This window comes from Symbiopectobacterium purcellii (assembly GCF_019797845.1).
GTDB classification, from domain to species: Bacteria; Pseudomonadota; Gammaproteobacteria; order Enterobacterales; family Enterobacteriaceae; genus Symbiopectobacterium; species Symbiopectobacterium purcellii.
In genome coordinates, this window is the sequence record NZ_CP081864.1 from 1,417,468 (window position 1) to 1,437,984 (window position 20,517).

General features: G+C 51.3%; 13 protein-coding genes and 1 pseudogene. 9 read left to right on the plus strand and 5 right to left on the minus strand.

The genetic code is table 11. The features are described from left to right. Window position 1: 1 nt before the first annotated feature. Window positions 2-3,050 (minus strand): annotated as a pseudogene (gene fdnG / locus K6K13_RS06685) (formate dehydrogenase-N subunit alpha). Window positions 3,051-3,394: 344 nt separating this feature from the next. Beyond that, entirely contained in the window at window positions 3,395-5,422 is a 2,028-nt protein-coding gene (gene metG, locus K6K13_RS06690; protein WP_222160066.1) for a methionine--tRNA ligase, read from the minus strand. Window positions 5,423-5,648: 226 nt separating this feature from the next. Between metG and apbC the strand changes: the two genes are divergently transcribed. The 5 genes from apbC (at window position 5,649) to dcuC (ending at window position 12,487) form a co-directional block, all read left to right on the plus strand. Further along, window positions 5,649-6,758, plus strand: coding sequence for an iron-sulfur cluster carrier protein ApbC (gene apbC / locus K6K13_RS06695; protein WP_222160067.1), 1,110 nt, complete (start codon window positions 5,649-5,651; stop codon window positions 6,756-6,758). An 809-nt stretch (window positions 6,759-7,567) separates the two neighbouring features. Then, complete coding sequence (udk, locus tag K6K13_RS06700) at window positions 7,568-8,209, plus strand: uridine kinase (protein ID WP_222160068.1); 642 nt, start codon at window positions 7,568-7,570, stop codon at window positions 8,207-8,209. Between the two features lie 37 nt (window positions 8,210-8,246). Then, window positions 8,247-8,828 (plus strand): dCTP deaminase, encoded by a 582-nt coding sequence (gene dcd / locus K6K13_RS06705; RefSeq protein ID WP_222160069.1) that lies wholly within the window; start codon window positions 8,247-8,249, stop codon window positions 8,826-8,828. A 44-nt stretch (window positions 8,829-8,872) separates the two neighbouring features. Beyond that, window positions 8,873-10,723, plus strand: a complete 1,851-nt coding sequence (asmA, locus tag K6K13_RS06710; protein WP_222160070.1) for an outer membrane assembly protein AsmA — start codon at window positions 8,873-8,875, stop codon at window positions 10,721-10,723. 411 nt (window positions 10,724-11,134) lie between these two features. Then, on the plus strand, window positions 11,135-12,487 hold the full coding sequence (gene dcuC / locus K6K13_RS06715; RefSeq protein ID WP_222160071.1) for an anaerobic C4-dicarboxylate transporter DcuC: 1,353 nt from the start codon (window positions 11,135-11,137) through the stop codon (window positions 12,485-12,487). 57 nt (window positions 12,488-12,544) lie between these two features. On the opposite strand, the gene hepT is transcribed toward dcuC, so the two are convergent. From hepT to K6K13_RS06730, 3 genes are read right to left on the minus strand one after another with little or no spacing between them, the layout of a single operon-like run. Then, on the minus strand, window positions 12,545-12,946 hold the full coding sequence (hepT, locus tag K6K13_RS06720; RefSeq protein ID WP_222160072.1) for a type VII toxin-antitoxin system HepT family RNase toxin: 402 nt from the start codon (window positions 12,944-12,946) through the stop codon (window positions 12,545-12,547). Next, a complete protein-coding gene (gene mntA, locus K6K13_RS06725) occupies window positions 12,943-13,326 on the minus strand; it encodes a type VII toxin-antitoxin system MntA family adenylyltransferase antitoxin (RefSeq protein ID WP_222160073.1) in 384 nt (127 codons plus the stop codon). The genes hepT and mntA overlap by 4 nt, the downstream gene beginning before the upstream one ends. 23 nt (window positions 13,327-13,349) lie before the next feature. Continuing rightward, window positions 13,350-14,936, minus strand: a complete 1,587-nt coding sequence (locus K6K13_RS06730) for a TerC family protein (protein ID WP_222160074.1) — start codon at window positions 14,934-14,936, stop codon at window positions 13,350-13,352. A gap of 593 nt (window positions 14,937-15,529) precedes the next feature. Between K6K13_RS06730 and wecA the strand changes: the two genes are divergently transcribed. From wecA to wzc, 4 genes are all read left to right on the plus strand, one after another. Beyond that, a complete protein-coding gene (gene wecA, locus K6K13_RS06735; protein ID WP_222160075.1) occupies window positions 15,530-16,618 on the plus strand; it encodes a UDP-N-acetylglucosamine--undecaprenyl-phosphate N-acetylglucosaminephosphotransferase in 1,089 nt (362 codons plus the stop codon). Window positions 16,619-16,732: 114 nt separating this feature from the next. After that, a complete protein-coding gene (locus K6K13_RS06740; protein ID WP_222160076.1) occupies window positions 16,733-17,869 on the plus strand; it encodes a polysaccharide export protein in 1,137 nt (378 codons plus the stop codon). A gap of 26 nt (window positions 17,870-17,895) precedes the next feature. Then, window positions 17,896-18,330, plus strand: a complete 435-nt coding sequence (locus K6K13_RS06745; RefSeq protein ID WP_222160077.1) for an arsenate reductase/protein-tyrosine-phosphatase family protein — start codon at window positions 17,896-17,898, stop codon at window positions 18,328-18,330. A 15-nt stretch (window positions 18,331-18,345) separates the two neighbouring features. Then, the gene (gene wzc, locus K6K13_RS06750) at window positions 18,346-20,517 is read left to right on the plus strand and encodes a tyrosine-protein kinase Wzc (RefSeq protein ID WP_222160078.1); all 2,172 of its coding nucleotides are present in this window, start codon (window positions 18,346-18,348) and stop codon (window positions 20,515-20,517) included.

Genomic DNA, 20,517 nt, shown 5'->3' on the forward strand with positions numbered 1-20,517 from the left:
CTTACACCTTTTCCACATTCACCAAAAACGCCTTGAACTCTGGCGTTTGCGAGTTAGCGTCACCGACGCTGGGCGTGAGGGTATTTGCCAGGAAGCCTTTGCGCGTGGTGCCTTCAAAGCCCCAGTGGAAAGGGATCCCGACGGTCTCAATCGCTTTACCGGCGACGGTCAAGGTCTTGATTCGTTTGGTGACCACCGCTTTGGCCTTGATGAAGCCGCGCTGGCAGGAAACCTTCACCTCATCCCCCGCTTTGATCCCTTTGCTCTGCGCCAGGTTTTCACCAATTTCCACAAACTGCTCAGGTTGGAGAATGGCGTTGATGCGCGCATGCTTGGTCCAGTGACGGAACAGCTCGGTAATGGAGTAGGTGGTAGCGACATACGGGAAGTCACTCGCTTTACCCATGGTTTTGATATCGCGGGCAAACAGCCGCGCCGCCGGGCTGGAAACCACGGACGGGTGCAGCGGGTTGGTGTCGAGCGGCGTTTCAACCGGTTCGTAGTGTTCCGGGAACGGGCCATCGACCAGTTTGTCCATGGAGAACAGACGCGCCACGCCTTCCGGCAGCATGATAAACGGCATTGCGTCTTTGCCGGGCGGTACGGTAGCGGCGAAATCAGGCACGTCAATGCCTTGCCATTTCTGGCCGTTCCACTCCAGCAGCTTGCGTTTGCTGTCCCATGGTTTCCCTTGCAGGTCAGCAGAGGCGCGGTTGTACAGGATGCGGCGGTTTTGCGGCCAGCACCAAGCCCAGCCCGGCGTTGCCCCCAGACCGGCATCGCTGTTATCACGGTTAGCCATCTGGTTGCCTTTTTCCGTCCAGCTACCGGCATAAATCCAGCAGAAGCTGGAGGTGGTGCCATCGTCGCGCAACTGCGAAAAGTCCGCCAACTGCTGGCCTTTTTTCAGGATCAGCGTGCCTTTGTCGTCATAAATATCGGCCAGCGCCATACCATTGCCTTCGCGCGCGATCTCTTCCGGCGTTGGGTCTTCCGGGTCCTGATAGTTCCAGTTGATGTTCATCAACGGCTCAGGGCATACACCACCTTCTTCGCGATACAGTTCACGCAGACGCATCAGCAATTTACCGAGGATCTTCCCGTCATGCAGCGCTTCTGCCGGTGGCTCAGCCACCGCCCAGTGCCATTGCAACCAACGGCCGGAGTTGGCAATAGAGCCGTTTTCTTCTGCAAAACAACTGGAAGGCAAACGGAACACTTCGGTCTGGATGGCGGCGCTATCCACGTCGTTAAATTCGCCGTGGTTCTGCCAGAACGTGGAGGTCTCGGTCGCAAGCGGGTCGATAACCACCATGTACTTCAATTTGGAGAGTGCTTCCGTTGCTTTGTTCTTGTTGGAGAACGCGGCCAGCGGGTTGAAGCCTTGCACGATATAACCGTGCATCTTGCCTTCAACCATCAGTTCGGTCTGCATCATGACGTCGTAGCTGCGATCCCACTTCGGTAGCCACTCTTAGCCCCACTGGTTGTCCGCTTGCGCGTGGTCGCCATAGAAGCTCTTCATCATGCTGATAAAGAATTTTGGCGTATTTTTCCAGTAGTTAACCTGGTCCGGCAGCAGCGCATCTGGCGTGATTTGCTTGAGATAGGTTTTCAGGTCACTTTGCTTTTCCGACGGCAGCGGCATGTAGCCCGGCAGGTTAAGGCTGAGCAGCCCCAGGTCGGTATAGCCCTGAATATTGGAGTGACCGCGCAGGGCGTTAACACCGCCGCCGGCCATACCGATATTGCCCAGCAGTAGCTGGATCATGGCAGCGGCACGAATAATCTGTGCGCCATTGGTGTGGTGTGTCCAACCCAGCGCGTACATGAAGGTCGCGGTTTTATCGGGGGCGCTGGTTTCTGCCAGAGAACGGCAGATCTCTTCGTAATGGTGCGCGGGTGTACCGCACAGGGAAACGACCATCTCAGGGGTATAGCGAGCCACGTGCGCTTTTAGCAGGTTCCAGACGCAGCGCGGATGCGTCAACGTCATGTCGCGTTTGGCAAAGCCGTTGGCATCCAGTTCGTAGTTCCAACTGGTCTTGTCGTACTGGCGGGTATCTGCATTATAACCGCTGAACAGCCCTTCATCGAACCCGAAGTCTTCACGCACGATCAGGCTAGCGCTGGTGTAAGACTTCACGTATTCGTGCTGAATTTTATCATGGGTGATCAGGTAGTTGATAATCCCCAGCAGGAACGCTGCATCGGAACCTGCCCGGATTGGGGCATAGAGATCGGCCACGGCGGCGGAGCGGTTAAAGCGCGGGTCCACCACGATCAGCTTGGCATCGTTATGGGTTTTCGCTTCGACCGCCCATTTAAACCCAACCGGGTGGGCTTCTGCGGCGTTACCGCCCATCACGATAATCAGGTTGGCGTTTTTGATATCCACCCAGTTGTTGGTCATGGCACCGCGACCAAAGGTCGGCGCGAGTGCGGCAACGGTTGGGCCATGGCATAAGCGTGCCTGGCAGTCGATAGCGACCATACCCAGTGATCGGGCGAATTTCTGATCGAGGATACCGGTTTCATTGCTGGCGGCAGAAGAACACAGCATGCCGGTGGTCAACCAACGGTTAACCACCGTGCCTTTGGCGTTGACGCGTTCAAAGTTGGCATCGCGGTCGGCCTTCATCAGGCGCGCAATGCGGTCAATGGCATCATCCCAGCTAATGCGCTGCCATTTGTCGGAGCCTGGTGCGCGATATTCGGGGTGTTTCAAACGGCCTTCACTGTGGATGTAGTCAACCAGCCCTGCGCCTTTCGGGCACAGTGAGCCACGGCTTACCGGATGATCCGGATCCCCCCTCGATATGGTAAATGGCAGGTTTAGCGTTTTTCGCGCCATCACCCAGGCTGTACATCAACACACCGCACCCGACGGAACAGTAGGTGCAGTTGTTACGAGTTTCCTTGGCGCGCAGTAACTTGTACTGACGTACCGATGCCATTGCTTCCGTTGGGGCAAAGCCCAGTGCTGCGAGGGTGGTGCCAGCCATCCCCCCTGCACAAACTTTAAAGAAACCTCTTCGATTGATTTGCATTAGTTTCCCTATGTGATTGTTTGTTTATTTTTTGTTGCAGGCAATTTAACAACACTCACGATAGGGGTTTTGCGCGAAATCAAAATTTAAGTATTTAAAACACCTTTTTACTCCTTTAAAGGTATGTTTTTATAGTGATATATAATAGATTATATAGCGTTTGGTTTCAGTTTTGTAATCTGACGGTTGTTTTTTCGCTGCAAAAATAGCCAAAACGGCAAAAAAGCCACCGTACAAAAAAGACACAATTAAGCAACAGGAAAGAGGGAGAGATGCTACCTCTATGAGATGTTTTGCGGCAAAAAAAGGGCGATAAAAAAGCCGCCCGAAGGCGGCTTAATGCGTTATTTCACTTGCATTCCCGGCTGTGCGCCGCTATCCGGGCTGAGCAGGAAAATCTCCTTGCCACCAGGACCAGCTGCCATCACCATGCCTTCCGACACGCCAAAGCGCATTTTAGGCGGGGCCAGGTTGGCGACCATGATGGTCAAACGCCCTTCCAGCGCTTTCGGATCGGGATACGCCGTGCGGATGCCGGAGAAAATCTGGCGCGTTTCACCGCCGAGATCCAGCGTCAATCGTAGCAGCTTATCAGAGCCCTCCACGAAATCTGCCTGCTTGATCAGCGCAATGCGCATATCCACTTTGGCAAAATCGTCAAAAGAGATGGTGTCCTGAATCGGATCGTCAGCCAGCGGGCCGGTCACCACCGTCTTGGCACTCATGTCCTCTTTGGAGGCATCAACCATCGCATTGACCTTGTCGAGATCGATGCGGTTGAACAACGCTTTGAACGCTTTCACCTCATGACCCAGCAGCGGTTGTGCTACCGCATCCCATGTCAATGTAGTGTTGAGGAACGCTTCGGCACGCTCGGCCAGTGATGGTAATACCGGCTTCAGGTAGGTCATCAATACGCGGAACAGGTTGATGCCCATCGAGCAAATCGCCTGCAAATCCGCATCGCGGCCTTCTTCTTTTGCCACCACCCACGGGGCTTGTTCGTCCACATAGCGGTTAGCGATATCGGCCAGCGCCATGATCTCGCGGATGGCTTTGCCGGATTCCCGGTTGGCGTAGGCTTCGGCAATGCTGTCAGCCGCATTGGCGAAGGTGGCATAAAGCTCGGCATCGGCCAGCGTTTCCGCCAGTTTCCCGCCAAAACGCTTATTGATGAAACCGGCGTTACGCGACGCGAGGTTAACCACTTTGTTAACGATATCGGCATTAACGCGCTGTACGAAATCTTCCAGATTGAGGTCGATATCGTCAATGCGTGACGACAGCTTGGCGGCGTAGTAATAACGCAGGCAATCCGCATCCAGATGTTGCAGATAGGTCTCGGCCTTGATAAAGGTGCCGCGCGATTTGGACATCTTGGCGCCGTTTACCGTCACGTAGCCGTGCACAAACAGGTTGGTCGGCTTACGGAAACCGCTGCCTTCCAACATGGCGGGCCAAAACAGGCTGTGGAAATAGACGATGTCTTTACCGATGAAATGGTACAGTTCAGCGCTGCTCTCTTTACGCCAGAATTCATCAAAATCGATATCGCCGCGTTTGTCGCACAGGTTTTTAAACGACCCCATGTAACCGATCGGGGCATCCAGCCAGACGTAGAAGTATTTGCCCGGCGCATCCGGCACTTCAAAACCGAAGTAGGGCGCGTCGCGGGTGATATCCCACTGTTGCAGGCCGGCATCAAACCACTCTTGCATCTTGTTGGCGACCTGCTCCTGCAATGCGCCAGAACGCGTCCAGGCTTGCAGCATTTCGCTGAACGCGGGAAAATCAAAGAAGAAATGCTCTGACTCGCGCATCACCGGCGTAGCGCCGGAAACCGCTGATTTCGGATCGATCAATTCCGTTGGGCTATAGGTCGCACCGCACACTTCGCAGTTATCGCCATACTGATCGGCCGCTTTACATTTCGGGCAGGTGCCTTTGACAAAACGGTCCGGCAGGAACATTCCTTTTTCCGGATCGTAGAGCTGCGAAATGGTGCGGTTCTTAATAAAACCGTTCTCTTTCAAACGACCATAGATAAGACCGGACAGCTCCCGGTTCTCTTCACTGTGGGTGGAGTGATAATTGTCGTAGCTAATCTGAAAGCCAGCGAAATCCCGCTGATGTTCCTGACTCACGTCCGCAATCATCTGCTCCGGTGCCACACCCATCTGCTGTGCTTTCAACATGATTGGTGTACCGTGGGCGTCATCCGCACAGATAAAGTGAACCTGGTGACCGCGCATTCGCTGATAACGGACCCAAATATCAGCCTGGATATGCTCCAGCATGTGGCCGAGGTGGATTGATCCGTTAGCATAAGGCAACGCGCAGGTTACCAATATTTTCTTAGCGACTTGAGTCATAGTGGGGAACTTACTTTCTTTCATGATGATGAGAAGGAATCCCGATGTTAACCGATAGGTCCTTATGGCGTAAACCGCTGCAAGCGGAAAATCCTGCCAAACGCCAGCAATACGGCGTTCACGCGACTCGGGTCGATTTTTTCACTGAGGTCAACGATCGGAACGGGGCATTCTGTTATGCTATGGCCGTTTTTCCACAAAATAATGAGAACGATAAGGAGCCGGGATGAACGCAACAATCCCTGAGCAAACCCCCGATACGTTGAAGGCACTGGTGACCGGTGTCCTCTCCACGTTTAAGCACCCGACGCTGAAAAATAACCTGACGACCCTCAATGCCCTGCATCATTGTGCCTTGCTGGATGAGGTGCTGCGCATCGAGCTGGTGATGCCGTTTGCCTGGTTGAGTGGGTTGGACGTATTAAAAGAGACCGTCAGCCCCGAGTTGATGCGTTTAACCGGTGCCAAGGATGTGGAATGGCGCCTGACGCACAGTATTGCCACGCTGCGCCGCGTTAACAACCAGGCAGGTGTCAAAGGTGTTAAAAATATTATTGCCGTTAGCTCTGGCAAGGGCGGCGTAGGGAAATCCAGCACCGCGGTGAACATGGCGCTGGCGTTGGCCGCAGAGGGCGCGTCGGTGGGTATTCTCGATGCCGACATCTATGGCCCGTCCATTCCGACCATGCTGGGCACCGCCAGCGAGCGCCCGACCTCGCCGGATGGTCAACACATGGCGCCCATCATGGCTTACGGCCTGGCGACCAACTCTATCGGTTATCTGGTGACGGATGATAATGCGATGGTGTGGCGTGGCCCGATGGCGAGTAAAGCCCTGTTGCAACTGCTGCAAGATACGCTCTGGCCGGATCTCGATTATCTGGTATTGGATATGCCGCCGGGCACCGGGGATATTCAGTTGACGCTGGCGCAAAATGTGCCGGTGACGGGCGCAGTAGTGGTGACGACGCCGCAGGATATTGCGTTGGTGGATGCCATGAAGGGTATCACCATGTTTGAGAAAGTCAGCGTGCCGGTGCTGGGTATCGTCGAGAACATGAGCGTGCATATTTGCGGCCACTGTGGTCATCTGGAGCCTATTTTTGGCACCGGCGGCGCGCAGAAATTGGCGGAAAAATACAACTGCGCCCTGCTGGGGCAACTGCCGCTGCATATCTCGCTACGTGAAGATCTCGATCGCGGTGAACCCACCGTTGCCAGCAAACCGGACAGCGAGTTCACCTCACTGTATCGTGAACTGGCTGGGCAAGTGGCTGCACAGCTTTACTGGCAGGGTGAAGTCATTCCGACCGAGATTTCGTTCCGCGCAGTGTGATCGATTTTATGCAGGGTCAATAGGGTTCCCGCATTGGCGGGAACTGCCTGCGATAAACCCGCAGTCCGCCTGGCGGATTCTCGCATTGATAAATCACTCACCCATTATCAGCGTTCCCGGCGTTATGACCGGACACCTCCAGTTCATTTAAACCAAACGCCAATCAAAACGCGCTGTAGGTATCTCAGGTGCGATACCTGTGATAGTTTTTCGGTCCGATGAACTTACTGATGTTGAGGGTCAGCGCGATGACGACAATCTTAAGATGGTTTATTTTCACACTGCCCGTTGCCACTCTCCTATCATGTGCGCCTTATAATTATGAGGCGCAACAGAATAAAAGACCCGGTATGCATGTCAATGGACCACCCGGTATGCATGTCAGTGGACCACTTTATTCGATGGGGCACGATGGGATATTCAGAAGGGACCTGCGTATGGAACGTGTCCGTGCTCGCGGATGTGTAGATAACAGCACGGATTGTGGCAGACCTGTTGGCTGGTAACGCGGCGGGAACGTCAGTATGACTGATCTTCCGGCGGTGAAAGCGTGCTGCTTCACTGTTCAGCTCGCTCGGTGAGCGGGAAATGCACCACATAAGGCATCGCTTCCACCTGTTTTCACGTTTGTTATCTTTCGTTGCGCCGTGACAACGTGTGCACGCTCACCAATTCCCTTGCAAACCAGAAATGACCATGAGTAGGGCTGGCGCTGCCTGCCTTAACTCCCTATAATTCGCTCGTTACTGTTTGTTTACCCGTTACTATGCCATTCGGCATTTCCCTCATTTATCAGGTCATTTATTGTCATGGCTGCGACGTCTCACCAGTGTGTCATCATCGGAATTGCAGGAGCATCCGCTTCTGGTAAAAGTCTTATTTCCAGTACGCTCTATCGCGAGTTGCGCGATCAGGTGGGGGATGAGCATATCGGGGTCATCCCGGAAGACAGTTATTATAAAGATCAAAGCCATCTGAGCATGGAAGAGCGGGTGAAAACCAACTACGACCACCCCAATGCCATGGACCATGACCTGCTATTAACGCATCTGAAAATGCTCAAGGCCGGACAAGCGATTGCGTTGCCACAGTACAGTTACGTTGAGCATACCCGTAAGCAAGAGACGGTACGCTTGCTGCCAAAGAAAGTGATCATTTTAGAGGGTATCTTGTTACTGACGGAAGTCCGCTTGCGCGCTGAGCTGAATTTTTCCATTTTTGTCGATACCCCGCTGGATATCTGTTTGCTGCGTCGTATGCGCCGTGATGTGAACGAACGTGGTCGCTCCATGGATTCGGTCATGGAGCAGTATCAAAAAACAGTACGCCCGATGTTTTTGCAATTTATTGAACCGTCCAAGCAATATGCAGATATTATCGTGCCACGCGGCGGTAAAAACCGTATTGCCATTGATATTCTGAAAGCCAAAATCAGTCAGTTTTTTGAATAATTCACCGAAGACGGCGTAAACGAGAAAAGGGAACAACATGAGACTGTGCGATCGCGACATAGAAAGTTGGCTAGACGATGGACGCCTGGTTATCACCCCCCGTCCTCCCGTTGAACGAATTAACGGCGCAACGCTGGATGTGCGACTGGGCAATCAGTTTCGCGTTTTCAGCGGACACACCGCCGCATTTATCGATTTAAGCGGCCCGAAAGATGAAGTCAGCGCGGCGCTCGATCGCGTGATGAGTGATGAAATCAACTTGCCGGAAGGAGAAGCGTTTTTCCTGCATCCTGGCGAACTGGCGCTGGCGGTGACGTTAGAGTCGGTGACATTGCCGGACAATCTGGTGGGCTGGCTTGACGGTCGCTCATCATTGGCGCGACTGGGATTAATGGTCCACGTAACTGCACATCGCATCGATCCCGGCTGGCAGGGTAGAATTGTGCTGGAGTTCTATAATTCAGGTAAGCTACCGTTGGCATTACGTCCTGGCATGATTATCGGTGCATTGAGTTTTGAACCGCTCTCTGGCCCGGCCGCGCGCCCCTACAACCGTCGTGAAGATGCGAAATACAAAGATCAGCAGGGCGCTGTGGCGAGCCGAATCGATAAGGATTGATCGCCAGTGCATAATGCTGTTGCACTGATTGTTGGGAGGATGGCATGAAAAGAGTGTTGACGACGCTGGCGATTTTACTTGTGGTGCTGGCTGTCGGTATGACGGCGCTGGTCATGCTGGTGAACCCCAACGATTTCCGCGCTTATATGGTAAGCCAGGTCGATGCCCGCAGCGGATACCGTTTGCAGTTAGAAGGGGATTTGCGCTGGCACGTTTGGCCGCAACTCAGCATTCTCTCCGGCGGTATGTCGCTAACTGCACCGGGAGCGGCGGCACCGATTGTCAGTGCAGAAAACATGCGTCTGGATGTCAAACTCTGGCCGCTATTGTCACATCGTCTGGAAGTGAAACAGGTGATGCTCAAAGGGGCGGTGGTGCGCTTAACGCCTGAAAGCGAAGCGCATCGTTCCAGCACCGCACCCATTGCGCCAGCGGGGTCGTCAACGCCGGAAGAGACGCGTAATTGGCGACTTGCCGTCAATCAGTTAAAAATCGTGGATAGCCTGTTGATATTGCAACGTGGCGACGACGAACAACTCAACGTGCGCGATATCAACCTCACGCTGGAAGAGCGTCGCGATCGCCAACTGGCGCTGGAGTTGACCAGCCGCATTAATCGCGATCAGCGCGATCTTGCCGTATCACTTCAGGCGAATCTCGATATGCAGCACTATCCGCAGCAAATCGACGCCAGCATCGAACAATTTCAATACCAGCTTCAGGGCGCAGGAATTCCCGCTGGCGGCATCAGCGGCAGTGGTAGCCTTCAAGCCAGTTACCAACAAGCAGCGGGTGTGACTCAGCCAGAAAAAGTCACGGTAAGTCAGTTCACGCTGGCGATGAGTGACAGTCAACTGAGCGGGAATGCGACAGCAACCTTGGGCGATCACCCGGAATATACGCTGGACATTAACGCGGCGCGGCTAAACCTCGATGCGCTACTGGGAAGTACGCCAACGCCACAAACGCAAAACGCTACGCCCACCGCGATCAAGACGGTTACGCCGGTGGTCTCGACGGAACGTGGGCTGGGTGAGGGAGATGCCTTATGGCAATCGTTCAGCGCGCAGCTGGCATTGCAAGTGGACACGCTTATCTACCGTGGCCTGACCTTCAGCAAACTTAACCTCAATGCGGTCAATCAGGCTGGCGTGCTGACCCTTTCCTCGTTGCAGAGTGAGCTTAACGGCGGACATATTGCACTGACCGGAAAAATGGATGCGAAGACAACACCGAAAATCACGTTGCAACCCACTATTGAGGGAGTGAGCGTTGAGCCGCTGACAGTAGCGTTTGCGTTGCCGCAAACGGTCAGTGGGAAACTGTCGTTAAAGGGACAGTTTAGTGGTGATACCTTCTCGCTGGATGCCTTGATGCGTCAGTGGCGGGGTAACGCGGCGTTGAGCGTGGATAACCTGCGTTTTCAGGGTGTGAATATCCAGCAGATGATTCAGCTGGCGGTGGTGCGTAACAACAGCAATGTGCAGGCGTTAGAGCGCTACGATCGCTATACCGACATTACACGGTTGACGGGCAATGCCGATCTTAATGCGGGCAAACTGCGGATAAGTGATATCACTGGTCAATCCGCCCTGCTGTCGCTCACTGGCACCAGCCAGTTTGATCTCCCGGCTCAACAATGTGACATGAATTTTAACGTGCGCATTACCGACGGCTGGCGTGGCAACGAGCAGTTGGTGGACATTTTAAAATCTACCAGCGTACCGCTGCGTATTTACTGCCCGATCAATAACCTGAGCTATCAACTGCAAGTCGATCAGTTGCTGCGTAAACGCCTTCAGGATGAGATGAAAAAGCGGCTCAATGAGTGGGCAGATAAAAATCAGCAGAGCCAGACCAGTAAAGGGCTAAAACAGCTTCTCGACAAGCTTTGATTCGCCCATGCCGCAATCTTGAGGCCGAGGACGATAAATAGGGGGACTTATTATTTCCGTCCCTCTTCACCAATCAAGAGCGGCGTCCGTCATTCCCGCGAAGGTGGGAATCTCCCACAGACTCAACCTGCATCTTCTGCCTGTGTTCCTCGGTCTATGCTGAGAACGACAGTGGGATTGCCACGTTAACAACACGCGTTCCTGTTTTTTTTCTTTCAATACGCCAATAGCCAGTTTATTAACCTTATCTCCTTTGCGGAAATAAACTTTACTTCTTTGATCTTTGCCATTTGTAGTTTTTCTACAAATCAGTAAACTTCCCTGCTTTTATCACGTTTTCTTATACCAGAGCGCTATTTGATGTCTGCCCGTCAGGCATTGGCTTACGTTCACTTTTGACAGAGAAACATCATGATTGAACTCCTTATAGGTGTGGTTGTGACGGTGCTGGTGGGCCGTTACATCATTAAAGGCTATTCCGCGACCGGCGTGCTGATGGCGGGCGGGTTGCTGCTGCTGCTGATCAGCGTGCTGATGGGCAAAAGCGTACTGCCCGCCAGTGCGAAATCCACGGGGTGGGGCTTAACGGATATTGTTGAATACGTCAAAATTCTGCTGATGAGTCGCGGCGGCGATCTCGGCATGATGATCATGGTACTGTGCGGTTTTGCTGCCTACATGACGCATATTGGTGCCAATGACGTTGTGGTAAAACTGGTTTCACGCCCGCTGAAAGTGATCAATTCCCCTTATTTGCTGATGATTGCCGCCTATTTCGTTGCCTGCCTGATGTCATTGGCTGTGTCATCTGCCACCGGATTGGGCGTATTGCTGATGGCAACACTGTTCCCGGTCATGGTGAATGTCGGCATCAGCCGTGGCGCGGCGGCGGCGATCTGCGCCTCGCCGGCGGCATTGATCCTGTCGCCAACTTCTGGTGACGTGGTGCTGGCGGCACAGGCTTCACAGATGAAACTGGTGGATTTTGCCTTTAAGGTGACACTGCCCATTTCTATCGCCGCCATTGTGTCTATGGCGATTGCCCACTTCTTCTGGCAGCGCTATATCGACCGAAAAGAGAATATCAGCCATGAAATGGTCGAAGCGAAAGACATTGAAACTAATGCGCCGCGCCTGTACGCCATTTTGCCGTTCACGCCGATCATCGGTGTGCTGATTTTTGATGGCAAGTGGGGACCGGAACTGCACATTATCACCATTCTGGTGATCTGCATGCTGCTGGCAGCGGTGTGTGAATTCCTGCGTTTCTTTAACGCCAAAACCATTTACGCCGGGCTGGATGTCGCCTACAAGGGCATGGCTGAAGCGTTCTCCAGCGTAGTGGTGCTGCTGGTTGCTGCCGGTGTGTTTGCGCAGGGGTTGAGCACCATCGGCTTTATCAGCGGTTTGATTGGGTTGGTGCAATCCTTTGGCAGCGGCGCTCTGCTTATCATGCTGGTGCTGGTCGTGATCACCATGCTGGCGGCAATGACCACCGGGTCGGGTAACGCACCGTTCTATGCATTTGTCGAACTGATCCCCAAGCTGGCTTCACAGATGGGCATCAACCCAGCCTACCTGGCGATCCCGATGTTGCAAGCCTCTAACCTTGGCAGAACCATTTCTCCGGTGTCAGGCGTGGTAGTCGCGGTGGCCGGGATGGCGAAGGTCTCGCCGTTTGAAGTGGTAAAACGCACATCAGTGCCGGTGTTGGTCGGGCTGATTGTGGTGGTGGTGGCGACGGAAATTTTGATTCCGGCGTAAGGAAAATAAGCATCCCTCACTGTTTATCGGTGGGGGATGTTTTGGAAACAGAATCAATCAACCGGCGAGTTGCTTAATGAACGCCTCAAAATCAATGAGGTGATGCTGAACAACGTGGATGACGATATCCAGATTAAGCGTTTGATAGTCATGAACAGCAATGTTACGCAACCCGACCATTTTCTGTAATTTTTCAGCCAACTCCGTCGTAATGATGCGGTTTTTTGCCAGTAAGGCAAAGCTGTCGCGGCTGCTTTGCGGAATACCCAGCTGATTTACGCGGATAGTATGGTTTGCTAAATCAATGGCGGCTTCACAGGCGCGCAAAAGGTTTAAGATAACGGAATCTTGCCGGGTGAAGTCGGTAGCAATGTGTTCTGCATCTTGATTAAACTCTTCCCGAATTCGTTGCAAACAGTGGCGTATCGCTGCACTTTTATTGATGATGATATCTGTCATTGATGCAGGCTCTGTTTGAAATCTGCCAAAATTTCTGCACGCTCTTGCTGCAAATGTTGATACATGGAAAGCGTGGTCATCTCGAAGTGCTCTGCTTCCTGATTGCGTTGATACAGACACACTCCGTGACGAATAATCTCCATGCGCAATACCGTTGACGCTTGTCTAAGGTCAACCAGATCGACATCACGATGCAACGTGTTGGCTATTTCGCCAGCAAGGTTCCAGCGATAAACGGGATCGAGAGGGTCTTGCACCAACACTGCAACATCTATATCGCTATCAGGACCCGCATTTCCTGTCGCATGAGAGCCGAACAGGTAAATAAGGCTGACAGTAGGTATTGCCTCTTTTATCAAACTGATTAATGCATCACGCATGAGATATCTCCGCTTTGCAGTAATTATACCTCATAATCCTGCTCAGGCGTGTGCTCCTGAGTGATCGCCACTTTAACAATTCGGTGGCTCTCCATGCTTACTATCTTGAAGCGATAGCCGTCGATGGTGAGTTCATCACCTTCTTGCGGCACGCGCTGCGAATACTCCATCATCAACCCGGCCAGCGTGTAATATTCACGTTTTTCATCGAGCGTAAGCGGGATGTACATGGCGAGATCTTCCAGTGGCGTATAGCCGTTGGCAATCCAACTGCCATCTTCATTTTGCGTGATGTCGTGGCGCGCATCGACATCCTCTCCTTCGACTGGCAGATTCCCGGCGATGGTTTCCATCACATCGCTCAGTGTAACAATGCCTTCCACCGAACCAAACTCATCCACCACAAACGCAAAGTGGGTTTTTGCCGTTCTGAACTGCTCTAGCGCCTGTAGCAAAGAGATCTGTTCAGGGAACACCAGCGGCTGGCGTACCAGCTTATGCAAATCGAGCGGTTCATGGCGCAATTGTTGTTGCAACAGGGAGGCCACGTGCACGATACCTACTGGTTCATCCGAAGTGGGGCTGTCCATCACGACCAGCCGGGTGTGCGGACTTTTTTCCAACAGCGCTGCCAGTGCATCCTGGGGAGACTGAAGCTCAACGGCGATGATATCGTGGCGAGATGTCATGATGCTGCTGACGCTACGCTGCCCCATGCCGAGCACGCGTTCGATCATGCGCCGTTCCTGACGGTTGAACACCGCATTACCGCTTTGTGCGTTATCACCAATCAGGTCCGAGGTTTGGTTATTCAATTCCGCATCTTCATGCTCACCGCGCAGGATTTTCAGGATCACATCGGCGGTACGCTGGCGCAGTGGCACATCAGAGGTGAGAAAACGGCGGCGGTTGAACTGGGCAACCTGGTTTAGCACCTCAATCAATACGGAGAAACCAATCGCTGCATAGAGGTAGCCCTTGGGAATATGGTAGCCAAAACCATCCGCGACCAGACTAAAGCCGATCATCAGCAAAAAGCTGAGGCAGAGGATGACAATGGTAGGGTGAGCGTTTACAAACCGGGTTAACGGCTTGCTGGCGAGCAGCATCAATCCAATGGCGATGGTCACGGCAGACATCATCACCAGCAAATGATCGGTCATACCCACCGCGGTGATCACCGAATCGAGCGAAAAGATGGCATCCAGAATAACAATCTGCGTCACAACCGCCCAAAAGCGCGCTCTTTTGCGTTGGCCATGCTGCTCCTGATCTCTGCCTTCTAACCGCTCATTGAGCTCTACCGTGGCCTTGAACAGCAGAAACAGCCCACCGATCACCATTATGATATCGCGCGCGCTAAAGGGCTGTTGAAACAGGGTAAAAAGCGGGGCGGTGAGAGAAACCAGCCAAGACATAGATGCCAGCAGCACCAAACGCATCAATAACGCGAGCGACAAGCCCACAACGCGGGCGCGATCTCTGAGTTTTTCGGGGAGTTTTTCCGCCAGAATGGCAATAAAGACAAGGTTATCAATACCTAATACCAGTTCCAACACCACAAGCGTTGCCAAACCGGCCCAGATAGTGGGATCAGCGATCCACTCCATATAAATTTTTTCACCTTCATCAACCAGAACCGATATAGGGTAGCAGCGCAGCCCACATTGAACCAGCATTTGTGGGGATATTGCCAGTCTGGCAGCATTTTCATAAAATCGTTGCAACTATAATTGCTTTATTTACAACTATTTAGCATTATAACTTGCTGATTTAAAATCGCTAACTTTCAAAAAACGGTATCTCGCCACGCGCAAGAGTGCTAGCATTTGTAAGGAATTATTAAATAAAACTGATTTGTTTAAAAAACACTCAAACATAAAAAGACATGTTATTTCTTAAGGTTATTGCGGTTTTGTTGCGCGGGCTAGGCCTAATCTGAAAATCTTTGTAAATCCACGAACTTCCTGTACAGAGTGAAATGTGCTCCATACTATAGTGGCGTGCGCGGCACTATAGGGTCCTTTTCTGAACGTTTCGCGGTTTTTTTGCTTGACTAGTCCGTAACAATAAATAAGTACCCAAGAATCATAATGTGGCCCACGGATGGTAGTCCGTATTTTAACAGCACGTTGGCGGCTATAAGCCAAGGGCGGTAGCGTGCCTGGTGCGAAGTAACTTCACGGTTGATGATGGTGCAAAAATGCAAGAAATTACGGTTATCTTTATAAGCGCTTTTATTGCGCTTTTTCTGGCAAGAAAAGCAGCAATAAAAGTAGGGTTAGTGGATAAACCGAACGCGCGCAAAAAACACCGTGGGCATATTCCTCTGGTGGGCGGCGTTTCTATTTATCTCTCCCTATGGATCCTCTACATCCTCCATTCTGAATGGCTACCTGATTTTTCCCTCTATATGGTCTGCGCCAGTGCGTTACTTTTCGTTGGTGTACTGGATGACCGCTTCGATCTCCCTGTTATGCCTCGTGTCTTTCTGCAAGCACTGGTGGCCAGCATCATGATGTATTCCGGGCTTCATCTCGCGAGCCTGGGTAACATTTTGTTTGGTTATGAATTGGTGCTGGGGTGGGCGGGCTATGCGGTGACGCTGCTCGCCGTCTGGGGCGCTATCAATGCGTTCAACATGGTCGATGGCATCGATGGCTTACTGGGCGCACTCTCTTGTGTCACGTTTGGTGCGCTGGCCGTGATGTTTTATCTGGACGGTGAGCATGAACTGGCGCAGTGGAGTTTATGCCTGTTAGCCGCATCCATTCCTTATATCCTTCTCAATCTCGGCATTCCATGGGGACAAAAATTTAAAGTCTTTATGGGCGATGCCGGCAGCACCTTGATTGGCTTTACGGTTATCTGGTTGCTGATTGTGGCTACGCAGGGGCATGACGCGGTAATTCGCCCAGTGACCGCCTTATGGTTTATCGCTGTACCCTTGATGGACATGGTCACCATCATGACGCGCCGCATTCGCCGTGGCGACAGCCCCTTCAAGCCTGACCGTGAGCATCTTCATCACATTTTATTGCGTGCGGGGCTGGGGCCGCGCCAAACCTTGTTAGCCATTGTTGGCGTGGCGTTTATCTTTGCGCTGGTAGGTATTATTGGCGAGCGTGCAGGAATCCGAGAGTCTGTTATGCTTAGCCTGTTTTTACTGGCATTCATCGGCTATTTCTGGTCAATTACCCGGGTATGGCGTTTGCTGACGTGGGCTCGCCGCGGTAGCGGTCAGTCAGAGCATTTGCGCAGCAACGTGAGCCAAACGCCACTGAACAAGTAAATTACCCGTTTTTACAGCCGTAACTCATTGAATCAATAGCACCCGAATTCTTTATTATAGAGGCAGAGGATCGGCGGCGACTTATAACTTATTAAAAGTGATGGTATAAACAGGATGATAGCTTACAAAAGAAAAGTGATACCGTTGATGGTATCTGCCTTATTGCTGAGCGGTTGTACCATTTTTCCTGGTTCGCATTTGACGACCAGCGGTAAAGAAGTCATCAAGCAGCAGGATGCAGATTTCAACATCAGTAAACTGGTCAACGTTTACCCGATGACGCCCTACCTGATTGAGAAAATGCGGACAAAACCGCTGGTAGCGCAGGCTAACTCCGCGTTGGATCGTGAACTGCAAAATTACGAATACTTGATCGGTGTAGGCGATGTGCTAATGATCACCGTGTGGGATCACCCTGAGCTGACAACCCCTGCGGGTACTTACCGCACTGCTGCGGACACGGGTAACTGGGTTCATTCTGACGGCACCATCTTTTACCCCTACATTGGTAAAGTGAAAGTCGCGGGCAAAACAGTCACTCAAGTGCGCGACGAGATAATGGGCCGTCTGGCACAATATATAGAGTCGCCACAGGTGGAAGTGAGTATCGCCGCATTCCGTTCACAGAAAGTGTATGTTTCTGGCGAAGTCGCAACCTCTGGGCAGCAGGCTGTAACTAATGTGCCGCTCACCATTCTGGATGCGATTAACAAAGCCGGTGGGCTGACAGAAAACGCCGACTGGCGCAACGTGGTGCTCACCCATAACGGGCAGGAAAAACGTATTTCCCTCCAGGCGCTGATGCAAAACGGTGACCTGTCTCAGAACCAACTTCTCTACCCTGGCGATATTCTTTATGTGCCGCGTAACGATGGCCTGAAGGTGTTTGTGATGGGGGAGGTGAAAAAGCAAAGCACCCTGAAAATGGACCGCAGCGGTATGACGCTCACCGAAGCGTTAGGTAACGCGGAAGGGATGGATCAGGCGATGTCTGATGCCACCGGTGTGTTTGTTATCCGCCCACTGCGCGGTACGCAAGGTCCAAAACTGGCCGATATTTATCAGCTCAACACCGCTGATGCCACCGCGTTGGTGATGGGGACCGAGTTCCAGCTACAGCCTTATGATGTGGTGTACGTGACCACCGCACCGATTGTGCGTTGGAACCGCGTCGTGTCACAACTGGTGCCGACCATCTCCGGCTTCAATGACCTTACCGAAAGCGCGTTGCGTATTCGTACCTGGCCGTAACCGTTCACTGATACGCGAAGAACGTCATGTTTGATTCCATCTTAGTCGTATGTGTAGGCAATATTTGCCGCTCCCCGACCGGGGAGCGGTTACTAAAACAGTTGTTGCCGAATAAAAGAATTGCTTCTGCGGGACTGGGGGCACTGGTTGAGCATGCCGCAGATAACACCGCCAGTGATGTGGCCAGTGCGCACGGCCTTTCACTGGAAGGCCACTCCGCCCAGCAACTCACTAAATCTCTTTGCAGAGAATATGACCTGATTTTGGTGATGGAAAAGGGCCACATCGATGCCGTGGGGCGCATGGCACCGGAAGTGCGTGGCAAAACAATGTTGTTTGGCCACTGGCTGAACCAGCGAGAAATTGCTGACCCTTATCGCAAAAGCCGTGAGGCTTTTGAATTTGTTTATTTGCAACTAGAGCAGTCGGCCCAAAAATGGGCGCAGGCTTTAAATCGATAATTTTCAGAGAAACCGATGGCAGAGAAAAATTCAGTGAAAACATCTGAAACTGATCGTTCAGATGAGATTGATTTGGGGCGATTCCTTGGAACCCTGCTAGATAATCGTTGGTTAATCATTGGTGTAACGGCGTTGTTTACCATTGTGGGTATTGCTTATGCCATGCTGGCGACGCCGATTTATAAAGCGGATGCGCTGATTCAGGTGGAGCAAAGCGGCGGTGATTCTTTGATCAAAGATATTTCCAGCATGTTGCCGGATGCCAAGCCACAATCAGCTGCTGAAATTGAGCTGATTAAATCGCGGATGGTGATGGGGAAAACCGTTACTGATCTGACGCTGGATATTGATGTGCGTCAGAAATACTTCCCTGTTATTGGTCGAGGCATTGCGCGGTTAACCGATGCTGAACCGGGTAAAATCGCTGTTTCACGTTTGGATGTACCCGAAAGTTGGCAAGATGAAGTGATTACGCTAGAGGTACTCGATAACCAAAACTATCGTATATCTGGTGGTGATACACTCAACTTTGATGGCAAAGTTGGTCAAGTAGAAAGTCATAACAGTATTGAAATACTGGTTAGTGATATTGCAGCTGAAAAGGGTACGGTTTTTCGAGTGAGAAAGCTGAATCCTTTAACGGTCATTAATAATTTGTTGGACGACTTTACCGTCGCAGACAAAGGGAAAGACACTGGAGTTTTAGGGCTAAGTTTGGAAGGTACAGATCCGGCGTTAACCACTAAAATTTTGAACAGTATTAGCCAAAACTATTTGCAGCAGAATGTAGAGCGCAAATCAGAAGAAGCGTCACGCAGCCTTGAGTTTTTAAAAGAGCAATTGCCAAATATCCGCGGTCAGTTGAATGATGCAGAAAATAAATTAAATACCTTCCGTCAGCAGAATGACTCAGTAGATTTATCTTTGGAAGCTAAAGCTGTATTAGACACCATGGTGTCTGTTGAATCTCAGCTTAATGAGTTGACGTTCAAAGAAGCTGAAATATCCAAGTTATATACTCGGGAACACCCTGCTTATCGTGCTTTGATGGAAAAACGTAAAACGTTGCAACAAGAACGCGATAAAATTAATAAGCGGGTAGGGGCAATGCCAAAGACGCAGCAAGAAGTTTTGCGTTTAACTCGCGATGTTCAATCTGGACAAGATGTTTATATGCAACTGCTGAATAAGCAGCAAGAGTTAAGTATTAATAAAGTCAGCACCGTTGGCAATGTCCGTATCATCGACAAAGCAGTTGTTCAGCCTAAACCTGTTAAACCTAAAAAAACGTTAATTGTTCTATTAGCTATGGTTTTAGGTGGAATGATATCGACAGCATTTGTCATATTGAAAACTCTTTTACATAAAGGTATTGAAAGTCCGGAGCAATTAGAAGAATTGGGTATTAATGTGTATGCTAGCGTGCCGCTTTCTGAATGGCAGCAGAAGAAAGATAAAGCGCTGCTGGCGAAAGGCAAGAAAAGCAACACACGTTCTACAGAATTGTTGGCACTCGGGAACCCCGCTGACTTAGCCATTGAGGCCATCCGAAGTCTACGTACTAGCTTGCACTTTGCGATGATGGAAGCCAAAAACAATGTGCTAATGATCTCGGGCGCGAGTCCCTCAATTGGTAAGACCTTTATTAGCGCTAACCTTGGTGCCGTGATCGCACAAGCAGGGCAGCGTGTGCTGATTGTTGACTGTGATATGCGCAAAGGTTATGCCCATGAGTTGATGGGCTCACATAGTAATAATGGTCTTTCAGACATTCTTTCTGGACAGATGCAGATCAAAGATGCGGTAAGTAAAACCCATATGGAGGGGATGGATTTTATCCCGCGAGGTCAGGTGCCGCCTAATCCTTCTGAGTTGTTGATGCATAGCCGCTTCGCTGAGTTTATTAAGTGGACTGCAGAGAATTACGATTTGGTGTTGTTGGATACTCCTCCTATTCTGGCCGTGACAGATGCCGCGATTATTAGTCGGCATGCAGGTACATCTTTACTTGTAGCTCGTTTTGAAATGAATACAGTTAAAGAGATTGAAGTGAGTATGCGTCGTTTTGAACAGAATGGTACTGAGATTAAAGGTGTGATTCTTAACAAGATTGATAAGCGTGCTGCTGGTTATTATGGGTATGGTAATTATCATTATTATACTTATGAGTACAAAACAGATAAATAG